This window comes from Cellulosimicrobium sp. SJTW-1 (assembly GCF_047716875.1).
GTDB classification, from domain to species: domain Bacteria; phylum Actinomycetota; class Actinomycetes; order Actinomycetales; family Cellulomonadaceae; genus Cellulosimicrobium; species Cellulosimicrobium funkei.
In genome coordinates, this window is sequence record NZ_CP136680.1 from 1,069,482 (window position 1) to 1,085,714 (window position 16,233).

9 protein-coding genes are annotated in these 16,233 nt (G+C 75.6%); all 9 read left to right on the plus strand.

All coding sequences use genetic code 11. The features are described from left to right. Window positions 1-10: 10 nt before the first annotated feature. Window positions 11-985, plus strand: coding sequence for an AAA family ATPase (locus tag RSE42_RS04820; protein ID WP_043659321.1), 975 nt, complete (start codon window positions 11-13; stop codon window positions 983-985). Window positions 986-1,067: 82 nt separating this feature from the next. Further along, window positions 1,068-2,411 carry a DUF58 domain-containing protein gene (locus RSE42_RS04825; RefSeq protein ID WP_082774863.1) on the plus strand — a complete coding sequence of 448 codons (1,344 nt, stop codon included), beginning with the start codon at window positions 1,068-1,070 and terminating at the stop codon, window positions 2,409-2,411. Further along, window positions 2,411-4,912: a transglutaminase-like domain-containing protein gene (locus tag RSE42_RS04830; protein WP_415298012.1), complete on the plus strand. Its 2,502-nt coding sequence runs from the start codon at window positions 2,411-2,413 to the stop codon at window positions 4,910-4,912. The genes RSE42_RS04825 and RSE42_RS04830 overlap by 1 nt, the downstream gene beginning before the upstream one ends. Next, the gene (locus RSE42_RS04835; RefSeq protein ID WP_415298014.1) at window positions 4,909-6,528 is read left to right on the plus strand and encodes an RDD family protein; all 1,620 of its coding nucleotides are present in this window, start codon (window positions 4,909-4,911) and stop codon (window positions 6,526-6,528) included. Before RSE42_RS04830 ends, RSE42_RS04835 begins: the two co-directional genes overlap by 4 nt. Further along, the gene (locus RSE42_RS04840) at window positions 6,525-7,382 is read left to right on the plus strand and encodes a PP2C family protein-serine/threonine phosphatase (protein WP_021483309.1); all 858 of its coding nucleotides are present in this window, start codon (window positions 6,525-6,527) and stop codon (window positions 7,380-7,382) included. The genes RSE42_RS04835 and RSE42_RS04840 overlap by 4 nt, the downstream gene beginning before the upstream one ends. Continuing rightward, window positions 7,379-9,079 (plus strand): FHA domain-containing protein, encoded by a 1,701-nt coding sequence (locus RSE42_RS04845; RefSeq protein ID WP_415298016.1) that lies wholly within the window; start codon window positions 7,379-7,381, stop codon window positions 9,077-9,079. The genes RSE42_RS04840 and RSE42_RS04845 overlap by 4 nt, the downstream gene beginning before the upstream one ends. Then, entirely contained in the window at window positions 9,076-10,869 is a 1,794-nt protein-coding gene (locus RSE42_RS04850) for a protein kinase domain-containing protein (RefSeq protein ID WP_415298018.1), read from the plus strand. Before RSE42_RS04845 ends, RSE42_RS04850 begins: the two co-directional genes overlap by 4 nt. Next, window positions 10,866-11,567, plus strand: coding sequence for a hypothetical protein (locus RSE42_RS04855; RefSeq protein WP_043654136.1), 702 nt, complete (start codon window positions 10,866-10,868; stop codon window positions 11,565-11,567). The genes RSE42_RS04850 and RSE42_RS04855 overlap by 4 nt, the downstream gene beginning before the upstream one ends. A gap of 103 nt (window positions 11,568-11,670) precedes the next feature. Beyond that, entirely contained in the window at window positions 11,671-16,149 is a 4,479-nt protein-coding gene (locus RSE42_RS04860; protein ID WP_415298020.1) for an FtsK/SpoIIIE domain-containing protein, read from the plus strand. Window positions 16,150-16,233 lie beyond the last annotated feature (84 nt).

Below are 16,233 nucleotides of genomic sequence, written 5' to 3' on the forward strand. Positions count from 1 at the left end.
GAAGCGACGAATGACCACCATGACCCCCGAGCAGGCCACCTGGTTCGCTCAGACCTTCGACCGCCTCGTCGGCAACGTGGGCCAGGCCGTCCTGGGCAAGGCGCACGTGGTGCGCCTGACCCTGACGTGCATGCTCTCCGAGGGCCACATCCTCCTCGAGGACGCGCCCGGCACCGGCAAGACCTCGCTCGCGCGCGCCCTCGCCGCGAGCGTCCAGGGCACGAACAACCGCATCCAGTTCACCCCGGACCTCCTGCCGTCCGACGTCACGGGCGTGACGATCTACGACCAGAAGACGGGGAAGTTCGAGTTCCACCAGGGCCCGATCTTCGCGTCCATCGTCCTCGCGGACGAGATCAACCGCGCCTCGCCCAAGACGCAGTCCGCGCTCCTCGAGGTCATGGAGGAGGGCCGGGTCACGGTCGACGGCGTCGGCCACGACGTCGGCCGCCCGTTCATGGTCATCGCGACGCAGAACCCCATCGAGCAGGCCGGGACGTACCGCCTGCCCGAGGCGCAGCTCGACCGCTTCCTCATGAAGGCGTCGATCGGCTACCCGGACCACGCCTCGACGGTCGAGATCCTCTCGGGCGCGTCCGTCCGCGACCGGAGCAAGACGCTCCAGCCGCTCATCACGACGCAGGCCGTCACGGAGATGGCCGAGCTCGGCGCACGGGTGCACGTCGACGGCGCGGTGCTCGAGTACGTCTCCCGGCTCGCCGAGGAGACGCGCAACGCGCCCGAGGTGCGCGTCGGCGTCTCCGTCCGTGGTGCGCTCGCCCTCGTGCGCTGCGCGAAGGTGTGGGCCGCCGCGCACGGGCGCAACTACGTCCTGCCGGACGACGTCAAGGAGCTGGCGCAGCCGACGTGGGCGCACCGCCTCGTGCTCGACCCCGAGGCCGAGTTCGCGGGCGCGACGAACGAGGCCGTGCTCGGCCGCCTGCTCGCCGACGTCGCGGCGCCGCAGGAGCGCCGCAGCGCCTGACACGACCGGCGTCCCGCACGCCGGCCGCACGCCGTCCCGCCGCCGGCGGACCGACGGCCCGCACCGACCGAGAGCTCATGCCATGAACGCCACCCCCGGCCCGACCAGCGGGCGCCCCAGCGCCCGCTCCGGCCGCACCGCCAGCGGCGGCCGCCCGGGCGCACCCCGCGCGGGGTCCGCCCTCGCCGGGCTGCTCCGCCCCCTGGCCGCACCCCTCGCGCGGGTCACCGCGCCGGTCGGGCGTGCGCTCGCGCCCGCCGCGCGGACGGTCCGGCCCGTGACGTCCGCCGTCAGCCCGTTCGGCTGGGCTGCGCTCGTCGTCACGGTCGCGGCCTGGTGGGCCGGGCTCGCGCTGTCGTGGCTCGAGCTGCTCGTCGTGGCGGTCCTGCTCACGGTCGCGCTGCTCGCGGCCGTCGCGTTCGTCCTCGGGCGCTTCCGGTACGCCGTCGTGCTCGACCTCGCGCAGCAGCGCGTGACGGTGGGGGACCGCGCGGTGGGCCGGCTCGACGTCCGCAACGACTCCGCCCGCCCGCTGCTCCCGTCGGTCATGGAGCTGCCCGTGGGGCAGGGCATGGCGACGTTCCCCGTGCCGCGCCTGCGCCCGCAGGGGAGCCACGAGGAGATCTTCACCGTGCCGACCCACCGGCGGTCGGTCATCTCCGTCGGCCCGGTGCGCTCCGTGCGGGCCGACCCGCTCGGGCTCCTGCGGCGCGAGGTCGTGTGGACCGAGCCCGAGGAGCTCTTCGTCCACCCGCGGGTCAAGAACCTGTCCGGCTCGTCGACCGGGTTCCTCAAGGACCTCGAGGGCCGCGTGACCACCGACATCTCGAACTCCGACGTGTCGTTCCACGCGCTGCGCGACTACGTGCCCGGCGACGACCGCCGCCACATCCACTGGAAGACGACGGCCCGCACGGGCCAGCTCATGGTGCGCCAGTTCGAGGAGACGCGGCGCTCGCACCTCGCGGTGCTGCTCTCGACGCGGGCCGAGGACTACGCGCACGACGACGAGTTCGAGCTCGCCGTGAGCGCGTGCGGGTCCCTCGGGCTCCAGGCGATCAAGGAGGACCGCGGCGTCACGGTCCTCGTCAACGACGGCAACCTGCGCGGCGACCACCGCACGCGGCTGCTCGACGACCTCGCGCGCGTGGAGACGCAGTCGCAGCGCACGTCGCTCGTCGACGTCGCACGCGTCGCGGGCCTGACGATCACCGACGCGTCCGTCGTGGCGTTCATCGTCGGGAGCCGGGTGACCCCGACGGAGCTCCGTGCGGCGTCGGCGCGCCTGCCGCAGGACGTGCGCGTCATGGCGATCCAGTGCGTGCCCGGCGCGTCCCTCAGCCGGCACGCGATCGCGGAGCTCGTCGTCCTCACCATCGGCGAGCTCGGCGAGCTCCCCCTCGCCCTGCGGAGGCTGAACGACTGATGAGCGCGCCCAGCACCACGACGCGCGGCTCGCGCCGCGCCACGCCGGTCGGCACGCCGGCGCCCTCGTCCGGCACGTCGCAGCGGAACACGACCCGGTTGCGCGGCGCCGACACGCCGCGCGCCCTCACGGCGCTCGGCGCCGTCGACGCGCTCGCGCTCGTCCTCGTCCTCGGTGCCACGGTCGTCGGGTTCGGCCCCGTGTGGGGCTCCTCGGGCTACCTGCTCCCCGCGGCGGGGGGCGCCGTCGTCGGTCTCGCGGTCGCGTGGCTCGGCGCCTGGCGGCGCTGGGCGGCCTACACCGTGCTCCCGGTCGCGGTCCTCGCGTACCTCCTCCTGGGCGGTCTGCTCGCCCTGCCCGCCGACGCGATCGGCGGCGTGCTCCCGTCGCTCACGACGATCGCCGACCTCGCGCGGGGGGCGGTGACGGGCTGGAAGGAGTTCGTCACGACGGTCCCGCCGCTGCACTCGTTCCCGCACCTCGCGGTCGTCCCCTACCTGCTCATGCTCGTCACGGGTCTCCTCGCGGGCACGATCGCGTGGCGCGCGCGTCGTGCCGCGTGGGCGCTCGTGCCGGTGGCCGGCGCGTTCGTGGCGGTCATCCTGCTCGGGACCGTCATCGCGGCGTACCCGGTGGCGCAGGGCCTCGTGCTCGGCGGCGTCGGCCTGCTCTGGGCGGGGTGGCGCGTCACCGCCGCGCGGCTCGGCGCGCACCAGATCACGACGGAGGCGAGCCGCGCCGCGACCCGGCGCCTGTGGTGGCACCGCGTGCGCACGGGTGCCGCGATGCTCGTCGTCGGGGGCGTCGCGGCGGCGTTCGCGGCCCCCGCGCTCCTGCCCGACGACCCGCGCACCGTCCTGCGCGAGACGGTCGTCCCGCCGCTCGACCTGCACCAGTACGTCAGCCCGCTCACGGCGTTCCGCAAGTACGCGAAGGACATGCGCGAGGACGAGCTGTTCACCGTCCGGGGCCTGCCCCCGGGCGCGAAGGTCCGCCTCGCCGCGCTCGACACCTACAACGGCGTCGTCTACGACGTCTCGAGCGGGCTGCCCGGCTCGGGCGTCTACACGCGCGCGGGCCAGGAGATCGCGACGGTCGCGCCCGGCACGCCGACACGCCTCGACGTCCAGGTCGGCGACTACACCGGGGTGTGGGTGCCGGACGTCGGCCAGCTCGCAGGCATCACCTACACCGGCGAGCGGGCGCGCGAGCTCGCCGACACGACGTACTACAACGGCACGACCGGCACGGCGCTGTCGACCGCCGGGCTGCGCCCGGGCGACACCTACACGCTCGACGCGCTCGTCACGGCCGAGCCCACCGAGGACGACCTGCGCGCCGGGGCGATCGACCAGTCGGTGCAGGTCCCCACGCCGCCGAAGGGCGTGCTGCCCGCGTCGCTCGCGGGCAAGGCCGCGCAGTTCATGGGCGAGGAGACCGAGCCCGTCGACCAGCTCTACGCGCTGCGCGACGGCCTCGTCGCGAGCGGCATCTTCTCGAGCGGGCTGGACACGCAGCCGCCGTCGCGACCGGGCCACTCGGCGGAGCGCATCGACACGCTGCTCGCCGACGAGGAGATGGTGGGCGACGACGAGCAGTTCGCCGTCGCGCTCGCGCTCATGGCCAACCAGGCCGGCATCCCGGCTCGCGTCGTGATGGGCTTCTACCCCGACCTGGACAAGAACCCGCTCGAGCCGGGCGAGCCGTACACGGCGACCGGGACCGACGTGCACGCGTGGGCCGAGGTGCCGTTCGTCGGCCACGGCTGGGTGCCGATCACGGCGATCCCGGACGAGGACAACAAGATCCAGCCGGAGCCGAAGAGCCTCCAGGTGCCCAAGCCCCCGATCCTCGAGGACCCGGAGCCGCCGGAGGAGCCCGCCGAGGCCGAGGCCGGGAAGATCGACGACGAGGAGAAGGAGAAGGCCGACAGCGACGGGTTCGACTGGGGGCAGGCGGTCCTCATCGGCGTCGCCGTGGTCGTGCCGCTCGCGCTGCTCGCGCTCCCGGTCGTGCTCGTGCTCGCCTACAAGGCGCGACGCCGGGCCCGGCGCCGCACCGCGGAACGGCCCGTCGACCGCGTGAGCGGCGGCTGGCGCGAGGTGCTCGACACCGCGACCGACCTCGGGACGCCTGTCCCCGCCGGCTCGACCCGCCGCGAGGGCGCGGGGGTGCTCGCGCAGGCGTACGGCGCGACGGCGACGATCCCGCTCGCGCACCGCGCGGACGCGACCGTCTTCGGCACCGGGGAGCCGACGGAGCAGGAGATCGAGGCGTTCTGGGCGGACGTCGACTCCGTCGTCGGAGGGCTACGCTCCTCCGTGAACCGTCGCGCCCGGGTGCGTGCCGCGCTCTCGCTGCGGTCCGTGCGCGCGGGCGGCGGTTCCGCGGGCCTGCGCCGGTGGCTGCCCGGCCGCCGCGCCGGCGCGCGGGGTGGCGCGGTGCCCCCGGCGGCAGGGTCGTCGTCGGGGCCGTCGAGACGACAGGGAGACGAGTCATGAGCGACGTGACGTGCCCCGCCTGCGGGTCCGCGCAGTCCCCGGGGGCCGCGTTCTGCGCGGTGTGCGGGCAGCCGTTCCCGCGGACGGGCCGGCCCGTCGCCGCGCCGTCGGCGGGGCCGGTCGGCGGCGTCCAGGCCGTCGCGGGCCGCGGTGGGCCGGACCTGCCGTACGCCGCCGTCGCGCACTCGGCGCCCGACACGACGACCGAGCCCGAGGTCTACGCGGCGACGCAGAAGGCCTTCGTCCCGGTCTCGGCCGGGGCGTCGCCGTCGTCCCTCGCCGCCGCGCCCTTCGCCGGGACCGGCCGCCGCTTCCTCGCGTACCTCGTGGACGCGGCGGTGCCGGCCGTCGTCGCTCTCGTCGTCCTCGTGGCGGGTCTCGCGGTCGTGGGCGCGCCGCTCGGCAGCGTGCAGACGGTGACCCAGGAGGAGGCCGCCGCGCTGCTCGGCAAGATCCTCGTGGTCTACGTCGTGGCCGCGGTGCTCGCGCTCGCGTGGTGGGTCGGCGTCTGGTTCTGGGAGGGGTCGACGGGCAAGACGCTCGGCAACCTCGCGACCGGCATCCGCACGGTGGACGCGGGCACGCGCGGGCCGGTCGGGTTCGGGCGCGCGGCGCTGCGCTGGATCATCGTGGGCGTCGTGCCGCTGGGCGGGATCCTCGTCGTGCTGCTCAGCCCGCGCTTCGACTCCACCGGCCGGTCGCAGGGCTGGCACGACAAGGCGGGCCGGTCGCTCGTGCTCGACGTGCGCGGCGTCGCCCCCACGTCCTCGGGGTACGACGGCGTCGCCTCGCTCGTGGCGGGCGGCCCCGCCGGGGCGTACGGCGCCCCGGCCGCCCCCGGCGCGTACCTCGCCGCCCCGGGCGGCCAGCCGGCGCCGTACCCGGCGCCCGACGTCGGGCGCCCGCCCGCGCCGTCGGCCGCGACGCCCGCCGCGTCGTTCGCGCCGCCGCCGTCTCCCGCCTCGTCGGCCCGCCCGGGCGAGGCGTCCGGGGCACCGTCGGCCGCGCCCGTGCCGGACCCGTGGGCCTTCCCGTCCACGCCCGCGCCCACCGAGGGCGGTCTCATCACGGGCGTCCCCGGCGTCGGGAGCGGAGCGTCCGCCCCGCCGCCCGCCGCGCCCCCGCCGGCCGCGGTGCCGGCGCCTGCGCCCGTGCCGACGCCCGCCCCGGCGGCTGCTGCGCGGCCTGCCGCCCCGCCGGCGGGCCCCGAGGCCGCCGAGCCCGAGTGGGACAGCACCCGGATGTCCGCGCGCGACGTGCGCGCGATGGAGCCCGCGCCCGACGTGGCCGTCGTCATCGAGCTCGAGTCGGGGGAGCGGCGCACCGTCGACCGCCCGACCCTCGTGGGCCGCAACCCCCAGGCGCCCGACGACGGACCCTGGACCCTCGTCGCCCTCGACGACCCGACGCGCTCCGTCTCCAAGACGCACGCCGAGCTGCGCGTCGACCCGAGCGGCCTGTGGCTCACCGACCGCGGCTCGACGAACGGCACCGTCGTGTCGGTGCCCGGAGCCCCGCCCCGCGTCGCCGAGCCGGGGACGCGCGTGCGCGTCCCCGTCGGCGCGACCATCCACGTGGGCGACCGTCGCCTCGTCGTCCACCCGGGAGTCTCGTGACCACCGACCAGCCCGCCGAGGTGCACCTGGCCTGGGGCGCGGCGTCGCACCGCGGCGCCCGCCGCCTCCTCAACGAGGACCGCTTCCTCGCCGCGCGCTCCGTCTTCTTCGTCGCCGACGGCATGGGCGGGCACGAGGCGGGCGAGGTCGCGAGCGCGACCGCCGTCGAGGCCCTGCGCCCGCTCGCCGACCTCGAGGTCGTCACGCCCGAGGAGGTGCGGACCCGGATCGCGGTCGCGCAGGAGAACGTGCAGGCGATCGTCACCGAGCCGGGCCGCGGCGCCGGCACGACCGTCACGGGCGTCGTCGTCTCCGAGCAGGACGGCAACCCGTACTGGCTCGTCGTGAACGTCGGCGACTCGCGCACCTACCACCTGGCGGGCGGACGCCTGGAGCAGGTGAGCGTCGACCACTCCGAGGTGCAGGAGATGGTCGACGCCGGTCTCCTCACCCCGACCGAGGCGCTCACGCACCCGCGGCGCCACGTCGTCACGCGTGCGCTCGGCTCGCGCAACGCCCCGCAGGCCGACTTCTGGTACCTGCCCATCGAGCGGCACGACCGCGTGCTCGTCTGCTCCGACGGCCTCACCGGCGAGCTGTCCGACGAGCGGATCGCGGAGGTCCTGCTCGCCACGCCGGACCCGCAGGCCGCGGCCGAGCGGCTGGTCCACGAGGCCATCGCCGCCGGTGGCCGGGATAACATCACAGTCGTCGTCGTCGACGCGACGGGCGTGTCCGACGACACGAGCGGCGGGAGCACGACGCCGCGGGACCAGGTGGCGGCGCCGGGTCCGGTCGTCGACGAGGACACGCTGCCCAGGGATGTTCGTCTGCAGATCGGGGGTCTGACGTGACGCTGCGCTACGTCACCGGAACGGCACGCACCGTGGTGCGCGGCGGCGCGGTCGTCGTGCTGCCCGCACCGGTGGAGCCCTCGCTCGTCGAGCAGGTGTGGGACCAGCTCGGCACGGACGCGGGCGTCGTCGAGGTCCTCCAGGTCCTCACGGGTGCGTTCGGCTCGAGCCTGCGCACCGTGCCGCCGTTCGTCGTCGCGGTCGTCACCGGCCGCCGCGTCCACGTGGCCGCGCGCGGCCGCCTCTCCGTCACGCTCGAGCTCGACGGCGGCGAGCGCGTCCAGGTCGAGGGCGAGGGCGTCACCACCTGGTCGGAGCGGGTGCTGGACGACGTCGTCGAGCTGCTCGTCCAGGCGGACGCGGGCGTGGTGCCCGTCGAGCCCGCACCGCCCGGCGGGCCGCTCCTCGGGGACGCGCTCTCCGTGCCGCTGGAGTCGGGCGTGGTGCTCGCCTCCGCGGTCGCGTGGCCGCTCGTCGAGCGCCCCGAGCAGCCCGTCGCGTCGGGCGGCGAGGACCTCGGCTCCGACCCCGGGCCGGACGACGACCGGCTCGCCGCCTCGGAGGCGAGCGTCCCCGAAGACGGAGCGTCGCAGCCCGGACCGGGTGCGCGCCACGCCGCCGCGGAGACCGCGACGCTCGCCGAGGCGCCCGCGGTGCCGTCGGCGACGACGGTCCTCGGCGGGCTCGGGGCGACGCTCCGGCTCCCGGAGGAGACGATCGCGCCGCAGCCCGACGCCGTCGAGCCGCCGCCCGTCGTCGAGCCGGCCGCGCCGGTCTCCGAGGCGCCCCCGGAGGAGGACGACGACTACGCCCACCTGTGGGGCTCCACCATCCTGCGGACGGTCGAGGACGCCGCGGTCCGGTCCGCGGAGGACGAGGAGACGGACGAGGCCGACGAGCCGACGCCGTCGGCCACGGTGCCGCCCGCGCCGCCCGTCCCGGCCGTCCCCGCCCCGCCGGCGGACGAGGCGCCCGTGCCCGCCCCGCCGCCCGCGCCGGACGGCCTCATCGCGGGCGTCCCGCGCGAGTGGACGGGCGCCACGCCCGCCGCCGCGCACCGGGCGGCGACCGTCACGCCCGACGACGAGCCCGCGCCCGTCGCCGGGCTCGACCACGACGGCCACACCGTGCTGTCGTCGGCGATCGCGGACCTGCGCGCGGCGGCCCAGGAGCCGGCGGTCGAGGACGCGCCCGTGCCGCCCCCGGTCCCGTCCTTCAGCCCGCCGCCCGCACCGGGGCAGCAGCAGATCCTCGCGCGCACGTGCCCCGAGGGGCACGCGAACCCGCCGTCGCGCGACACGTGCGCCGTGTGCGACGCGCCGCTCGACGGCGACGCCGAGCTCGCCGTGCGCCCGCCGCTCGGCCGGGTCGTGGTCTCCACGGGGCAGACGCTCGAGCTCGACCGGCCCGTCGTCGTGGGCCGTCGCCCGCGCTCGCCGCGCACGCAGGCCGCGGAGCTCCCGCGCCTCGTCACGGTGCCGAGCCCGCAGCAGGACATCTCGCGCTCGCACCTGGAGATCACGCTCGAGGGCTGGCATGTACTCGTCAGCGACATGGCGACGACGAACGGGACCACGCTCCTGCGCGGCGGCCAGCCGCCGCGGCGCCTGCACCCGTCCGAGCCGGTCCTCGTGGTGGACGGCGACGTCGCCGACCTGGGCGACGGCGTGACCCTGCGCTTCGAGGGGATCCGGTGAGCAGCAAGCGCGCACCGTCCCCTCCACCGGAGATCCGCGGCTTCGAGTACGTCTCGCTCATCGGTTCGGGCGGGTTCTCGGACGTCTTCCTGTACCAGCAGCAGCGCCCGCGCCGCCGCGTCGCGGTGAAGGTGCTGCTGCACGAGTGGTCGAGCCACTCGCAGCGCGCGGCGTTCGACGCCGAGGCCGACCTCATGGCGACGCTCTCGACGCACCCGTCGATCGTCACGATGTACGAGGCGGACATCGCGGACGACGGCCGCCCGTACCTCGCGATGGAGTACTGCTCGCGGCCCAACCTCGGCGCGCGCTACCGCACCGAGCGGCTCCCCGTCGCCGAGGCGCTGCGCACGGCCGTCCAGATCGCCGGTGCCGTCGAGACGGCGCACCGCGCCGGGATCCTGCACCGCGACATCAAGCCCGCGAACATCCTCGTCACCGAGTACGGGCACCCCGCGCTCACGGACTTCGGCATCTCGTCCACGGTCGACGACGCGGCGCGCGCCGAGGGCATGTCCATCCCGTGGTCGCCGCCGGAGTCGTTCGCGGAGCCCCCGCGCAGCGGCATCGCGACGGACGTCTGGGCGCTCGCCGCGACGACGTACACGCTGCTCGCCGGGCGCACGCCGTTCGAGGTGCCCGGCGGGTCGAACTCGAGCGCGAACCTCATCTCGCGCATCGAGGGCTCGCCCCTGCCGCCCACGGGCCGCACCGACGTCCCGGCCTCGCTCGAGCGCGTGCTCGCGACGGCGATGGCGAAGAACCCGGCGTCGCGCTACCCGACGGTCCTCGCGTTCGCGCGCGCACTCCAGCAGGTCCAGAACGAGCTGTCGTACGCGGTGACGCCGATCGACCTGCTCGACGACTCGGGCCACGTCCAGGAGGAGGAGCCGGACGACGACGCCGGGACGCGCCTGCGCCAGGTCGTCTCGATCGACCCGTCCGGGACCGGGACGTCCGCGGGGCCCGTGGCACCGGGCCGCCCGACGCAGCCGACGACCCCGCTGCACACCGCCCCGCCCGGTGCGTGGCCCGGGCAGACCGTCGCCCCGGGCACCGCGCCCGGGCAGCCGGCGCCGTACCGCCCCCAGGTGCCGTACGCGCCCGCCGCGTGGGACCAGGGGCCCTCGGCGGGGACGTCCGGCACGGTGCCGACGACCGCCGTCGGGCAGGGCGGCGCGCCCGTCGCGGAGCTCACGGAGCCCTCGCGGCTGTACCCCGGCCCGCGGCGTCCCGGTGGCTGGGGGACCCCGCCCGTCGAGGACACCGTGCACCGGACCGCCGGGCCGGACCAGGCGCCCGACGACGCGTCCCCGCAGGAGCAGCGCTCCGGCCGCGGTGCGCTCTGGGCGACGGTCGCGGGCGTCGTCGGCGTCGCGGTCGCCGTCGGGGGCTTCTTCCTCCTGCGGCCCGACGCGACGCCGGACGACACGGAGACCACCGCGGGCGGCGAGAGCTCGGCCGCGCCCGACGACGACTTCGTCCCGTCGGACAACCTCGGCGACCTCGTGCCCCCGGTGAACGACCTCGTCGGCACCTACGACCCGGCGCGCGAGGTCGCGACGTTCACGTGGGCCTACGACTCGGACAAGGCGCTCGAGGACGACTCCTTCTGGTGGCGCAAGATCGACCCGATCGAGGAGACGCCGTTCAAGGAGAACTTCGACAAGACGTCGGTCGAGCTCCGGGCCAAGCCCGGCGAGCAGGTCTGCGTCGAGGTCATCGTCGACCGGGACGGCAAGGTCTCGGCCTCGCCGCAGAAGGCGTGCGTCACGGGGGAGGCGGCATGAGCGAGCTGGCGGTCGAGTTCTGCGGCGAGTGGTTCCGCCCGTCCACCGACGGCGACCCGTTCGACATCGGGCGCGACGGGGACCTCGCGATCGAGGACAACCCGTACCTGCACCGGCGCTTCCTGCGCATCGCGCACGAGGGCGGCATCTGGTGGCTCGCCAACGTGGGGTCGCTCATCTCCGCGACGGTGTGCGACTCCGGCGGCGGCGTCCAGTCGTGGCTCTCCCCGGGCAACCGCCTGCCGATCGTCTTCCCGACGACGTCGATCGTGTTCACCGCGGGGCCGACGACGTACGAGATCACCGCGCAACTGCGCGGCGCGCCCTACCAGGAGATCCGCTCGGAGGACCCGGAGGCGGGCGGCGCGACGACGATCGGCATGATCACGTTCACGACGAGCCAGAAGCAGCTCATCGTGGCGCTCGCCGAGCCGATGCTGCGGCGCGACGGCACGGGCCTGTCGGAGATCCCGTCGTCCGCCGCGGCGGCGGCCCGGCTCGGCTGGGCGACGACGCGCTTCAACCGCAAGCTCGACAACGTGTGCGACAAGCTCGACCGGATCGGCGTCAAGGGCCTGCGCGGCGGGCCCGGCGCGCTCGCGACGAACCGCCGCGCGCGCCTCGTCGAGTACGCCGTGGCGTCGCGCCTCGTGACGGCGGCCGACCTGCCCCTGCTCGACCTGACCGACGACGGCTGAGCCCGCCCGCTCCTGCGAGCGCGCGCCGCGCGCTCCGGTCGGTCGCGCCCGTCGACCGCTCGCCGTCCGCCGCTGACCACCCGGACCCGAACGAGGAACTCCCGTGCGAATCAAGCTCACGCTGCACCGCCCCGACGCCAGCACGACGAACGTCGCCGTCACGGCCGACGCGACGGCGTCGGTGCGCGACGTCGCCGAGGCGCTGTTCGCGGGCGACCCGACGCGCGCGGGCACCGCCGTGCCGGACCGGCTCACGCTGCAGGTCGGGACGTCGCCGTCGGGCAGCGGCCAGGGCCGCGTGCTGTCGCCGACGAGCGACCTCGTCGAGGCGGGCCTGCGGTCCGGCTCGACCGTCTCGATCGTGCGGGTCTCCGAGCAGTTCGACTCGCCGGGCCAGGACCGCGGGGCCGCCGTCGCCGTGCTGCGTGTGCTGGAGGGCCCCGACGCGGGGCGGGAGTTCTCGTTGCCCGTCGGCACGAGCTACCTCGGGCGCGACCGCAACATGGACATCCGCCTGAGCGACCCGCAGGTGTCGAAGCGGCACGCGCGCATCACGGTCGGCGAGACGATCGAGATCACGGACACGAACTCCGCGAACGGCCTGGTCATGGGCGGCCAGCGGATGCTGCGCTCGACGCTCACGTCCGCGGACACCGTGACGATCGGCTCGACCGTGGTCTCGGTCGTCGCGCTGCACCGCACGACGAGCCTCGCGCCGACGAGCCCGGTCGTGGAGTTCAACCGGTCCCCGCGCGTCGTGGCCCGCTTCGGCGAGCGCAAGCTGCGCGCGCCCAAGCCGCCGCAGCCGCCCGAGCCGCAGCGGTTCCCCTACCTCGCGATGGTCGCGCCGCTCCTCATGGGCGTGATCCTGTACTCCGTCACGCGCAACGTCCTGTCGATCGTGTTCATCGGGCTCAGCCCGATCCTCATGCTCGGCAACTACCTCGACCAGAAGGTGCAGGCGCGGCGCAAGCTCAAGGCGCAGCGCGAGCAGTTCGAGGCCGCCGTCGTCGCGATGCGCGACACGATCGACCGCACGCACGCGGTCGAGCGCGCGGTGCGGCTCTCCGAGGCGCCCTCGGTGGCCGACACGGTCGACGCGGTGCGGCGCCTCGGCGGCCTGCTGTGGACGCACCGCCCGGAGCACGACGCGTTCCTCTCCGTCCGGATCGGTCTGGGCTCCGCGCCCGCGCGCACGCAGCTCGAGCAGCCGAACGAGAACAACACGCTGCCGGAGTACTGGAACGAGCTCGAGAAGCTGCACGCGCAGTGCGCCACGATCTCCGGCGTCCCGGTCGTCGCGCGGCTGCGGACCGACGGCGCGCTCGGGGTCGCGGGGGCGGGCGCCGCGGTCGACGCCGTCGCGCGCGGCGTGCTGGTCCAGCTCGCGGGCCTGCACTCGCCGTCGGAGCTCGTGCTCGCGGCCGTGACGTCGCAGCGCTCGCGCGCGGACTGGGAGTGGCTCGAGTGGCTCCCGCACACCGGGTCGGCCCACAGCCCGCTGGGCGGTGAGCACCTCGCCGACAACCCGGGGGCCGCGCAGTCGCTCCTGTCCCGGCTCGAGGACCTCGTCGAGCTGCGCGGCGCCGACCTCGGCACGCACGCCGAGCTGCGCGGACCGATCGACCCCGAGGAGGGGGAGGACACCCCCAAGCCGGTCCTGCCGACCGTCGTCGTGCTCGTCGAGGACGACGCCCCGGTCGACCGCTCGCGCCTCACGCGCCTCGTCGAGCGCGGCGCGGACGCCGGCGTGCACGTCGTGTGGGTCGCGCCGTCCGTCGAGCAGCTCCCGGCCGCGTGCCGCACGTTCGTGCTCGTGGACACCGTCGACACCGCCGACGCCCCGGGCGGCTCCGCGGGCGCGACGAGCGGCGAGGTCCGCGTCGGACGCCTGACCTTCCCCGTGGCTTGCGAGACGGTGGACCTCGCGACGGCGCACGAGGTCGCGCGCATCCTGGCCCCGGTGGTCGACGTCGGCGCGCCCGTCGACGACGACTCCGACCTCCCGCGCTCGGTCTCCTACCTCGCGCTCGCGGGCACGGCGCTCGCGGAGGACCCGAGCCGGCTCATCGACGCGTGGCGCGAGAACGGGTCGCTCACGCCGCGCGACGGCTCCCCGCCGGTGCGGCGCTCGGCGCCGACCAACCTGCGCGGCCTCGTCGGCCACTCCGGCACGGAGCCGCTCTACCTGGACCTGCGCACGCAGGGCCCGCACGCGCTCGTGGGCGGGACGACGGGCGCGGGCAAGTCCGAGTTCCTCCAGTCCTGGGTGCTCGGCATGGCCGCGGCGCACAGCCCGGACCGCGTGACGTTCCTCTTCGTCGACTACAAGGGCGGCGCCGCGTTCGCGGACTGCGTGAACCTGCCGCACACCGTCGGGCTCGTCACGGACCTCTCGCCCCACCTCGTGCGCCGCGCGCTCACGTCGCTGCGGGCCGAGCTGCGCTACCGCGAGCACCTGCTCAACCGGAAGAAGGCCAAGGACCTCGCGTCCCTCGAGCGCACGGGTGACCCGGACGCGCCGCCGAGCCTGCTCATCGTCGTCGACGAGTTCGCGGCCCTGGTCAACGAGGTCCCCGAGTTCGTGGACGGCGTCGTGGACGTCGCCCAGCGCGGCCGGTCCCTCGGGCTGCACCTCATCCTCGCCACGCAGCGTCCCGCGGGCGTCATCAAGGACAACCTGCGCGCCAACACGAACCTGCGCGTCGCGCTGCGCATGGCCGACGAGGACGACTCGACGGACATCCTCGGCATCCCCATGGCCGCGCACTTCGACCCGTCGATCCCGGGCCGCGGCGCGGTGAAGACCGGTCCTGGTCGCATCACGCCGTTCCAGACCGGCTATGCGGGCGGCTGGACGACGTCGCGCCCCGAGCGTCCCCGCATCGACGTGCAGGAGATGTCGTTCGGCACCGGCGTGCGCTGGGAGCTCCCGGAGCCCGAGGTCGAGGAGGTCACCGACCCGGGCCCCAACGACATCGCGCGCGTCGTCGCGACGATCTCCCGGGCCGCGACCGAGGCCGCGGTCCCGATGCCGCGCAAGCCGTGGCTCGCCGAGCTCGCGCCGACGTACGACCTCGCGCGCCTGCCGAACCCGCGCACGGACACGATGCTGCTGCTCGGCGTGGAGGACGACCCGAAGTCGCAGGCCCAGCCGACGGTGTTCTACGAGCCCGACCGCGACGGCAACATGGCGATCTACGGCACGGGCGGGTCGGGCAAGAGCGCGACGCTGCGGACGATCGCGGTCTCGGCCGCCATCACCGCGCGCGGCGGCCCCGTCCAGGTCTACGCGATCGACGCGGGCGCGAGCGGCCTGCGGATGCTCGAGGACCTGCCGCACGTCGGCGCCGTGATCTCGGGCGACGACGAGGAGCGCGTCCAGCGCCTCCTGCGCACCCTGCGCGACCTCGTCGACGAGCGGTCCGCCCGCTACGCCGCCGTCCGCGCCGGCAGCCTGGACGAGTACCGTCGGCTCGCGAACGCGCCCGACGAGCCGCGCATCCTGCTCCTGGTCGACGGCATCGGTGCGTTCCGCGAGTCGTACGAGTTCCGGCCCGCGCACGCGTTCCCGGTGTGGGGCGCGTTCACGGCCGTCGCGACCGACGGGCGCCAGGTCGGCGTCCACGTCGTCGTCGCGGGCGACCGCGCGGCGTCGGTCCCGACGTCGCTCGGCTCGACGATCCAGAAGCGGCTCGTGCTGCGCCTCGCGAGCGAGGACGACTACCTGACGCTCGGCGTCCCGAAGGACGTGCTGTCGCTGACGTCCCCGCCCGGGCGCGGCGTCCTCGACGAGAACGAGGTCCAGGTCGCGGTGCTGGGTGGCGACCCGAACGTCGCGCTCCAGGCGCGCGAGCTCGGCAAGCTCCGCGACGCGATGACGCGGCTCGGCATCCCGCAGGCGCCGGGCGTCGAGCGGCTGCCGGACGGCTTCGCGCTCGAGTCGCTGCCCGAGGTCACGGGCGGGCGCCCGACGATCGGCCTCGACGACCTCGACATCGCGCCCGTGGGGCTCCCCGCGCGCGGCACGTTCATGCTCTCCGGCCCTCCCGGGGGCGGCCGCACGACGGCGCTCGTCACCATCGCGCAGGCCGTGCGCCGGGCGCGCGCGGGCCGGGTCGTGTACCTCTCGCCGCGCCGCACGAGCATCTCGGCGCTCGACGCGTGGGACACCGTCGCGACGTCGCCCGAGGAGGTCGTGACGCTCCTCGAGACGCTCACCCAGGCGATCGAGGGCGGGTCGCTGCGCCCGGGCACGCTCACGGTGCTGGTCGAGTCGGTGACCGAGTTCACCGGCACCCCGGCCGAGCAGCCGCTCGTCGCGTTCGTGCGGGCCGCCACGCGAGCCGAGCAGCTCGTCGTGGGCGAGGCGGAGTCCTCGACGTGGGGCCAGGCGTGGGCGATCGCGCAGCCGTTCAAGGCGGGCCGCACCGGTCTGCTGCTGACGCCCGGCGACCTCGACGGCGACACGCTGCTCGGGACGGGACTGGGCCGCATCCGTCGCGCGGACTTCCCGCCGGGACGCGGGTTCCTCGTGGTCTCGGGGAGGGCGCGCAAGCTGCACGTCGCGCTCCCGCGGTAGCGACGTGACGACCACGGGCACCTCATGGGGACACCTCCCCATCGACGGCGCTCGTGGGCCGATGGTTGAGTACTGCCATCGACA

Bases quoted from the DNA above. Each gene is read 5' to 3' on its own strand.
- RSE42_RS04820 (WP_043659321.1), top strand. From the start codon at position 11: ATGACCACCATGACCCCCGAGCAGGCCACCTGGTTCGCTCAGACCTTC.
- RSE42_RS04825 (WP_082774863.1), top strand. From the start codon at position 1,068: ATGAACGCCACCCCCGGCCCGACCAGCGGGCGCCCCAGCGCCCGCTCC.
- RSE42_RS04835 (WP_415298014.1), top strand. From the start codon at position 4,909: ATGAGCGACGTGACGTGCCCCGCCTGCGGGTCCGCGCAGTCCCCGGGG.
- RSE42_RS04830 (WP_415298012.1), top strand. From the start codon at position 2,411: ATGAGCGCGCCCAGCACCACGACGCGCGGCTCGCGCCGCGCCACGCCG.
- RSE42_RS04855 (WP_043654136.1), top strand. From the start codon at position 10,866: ATGAGCGAGCTGGCGGTCGAGTTCTGCGGCGAGTGGTTCCGCCCGTCC.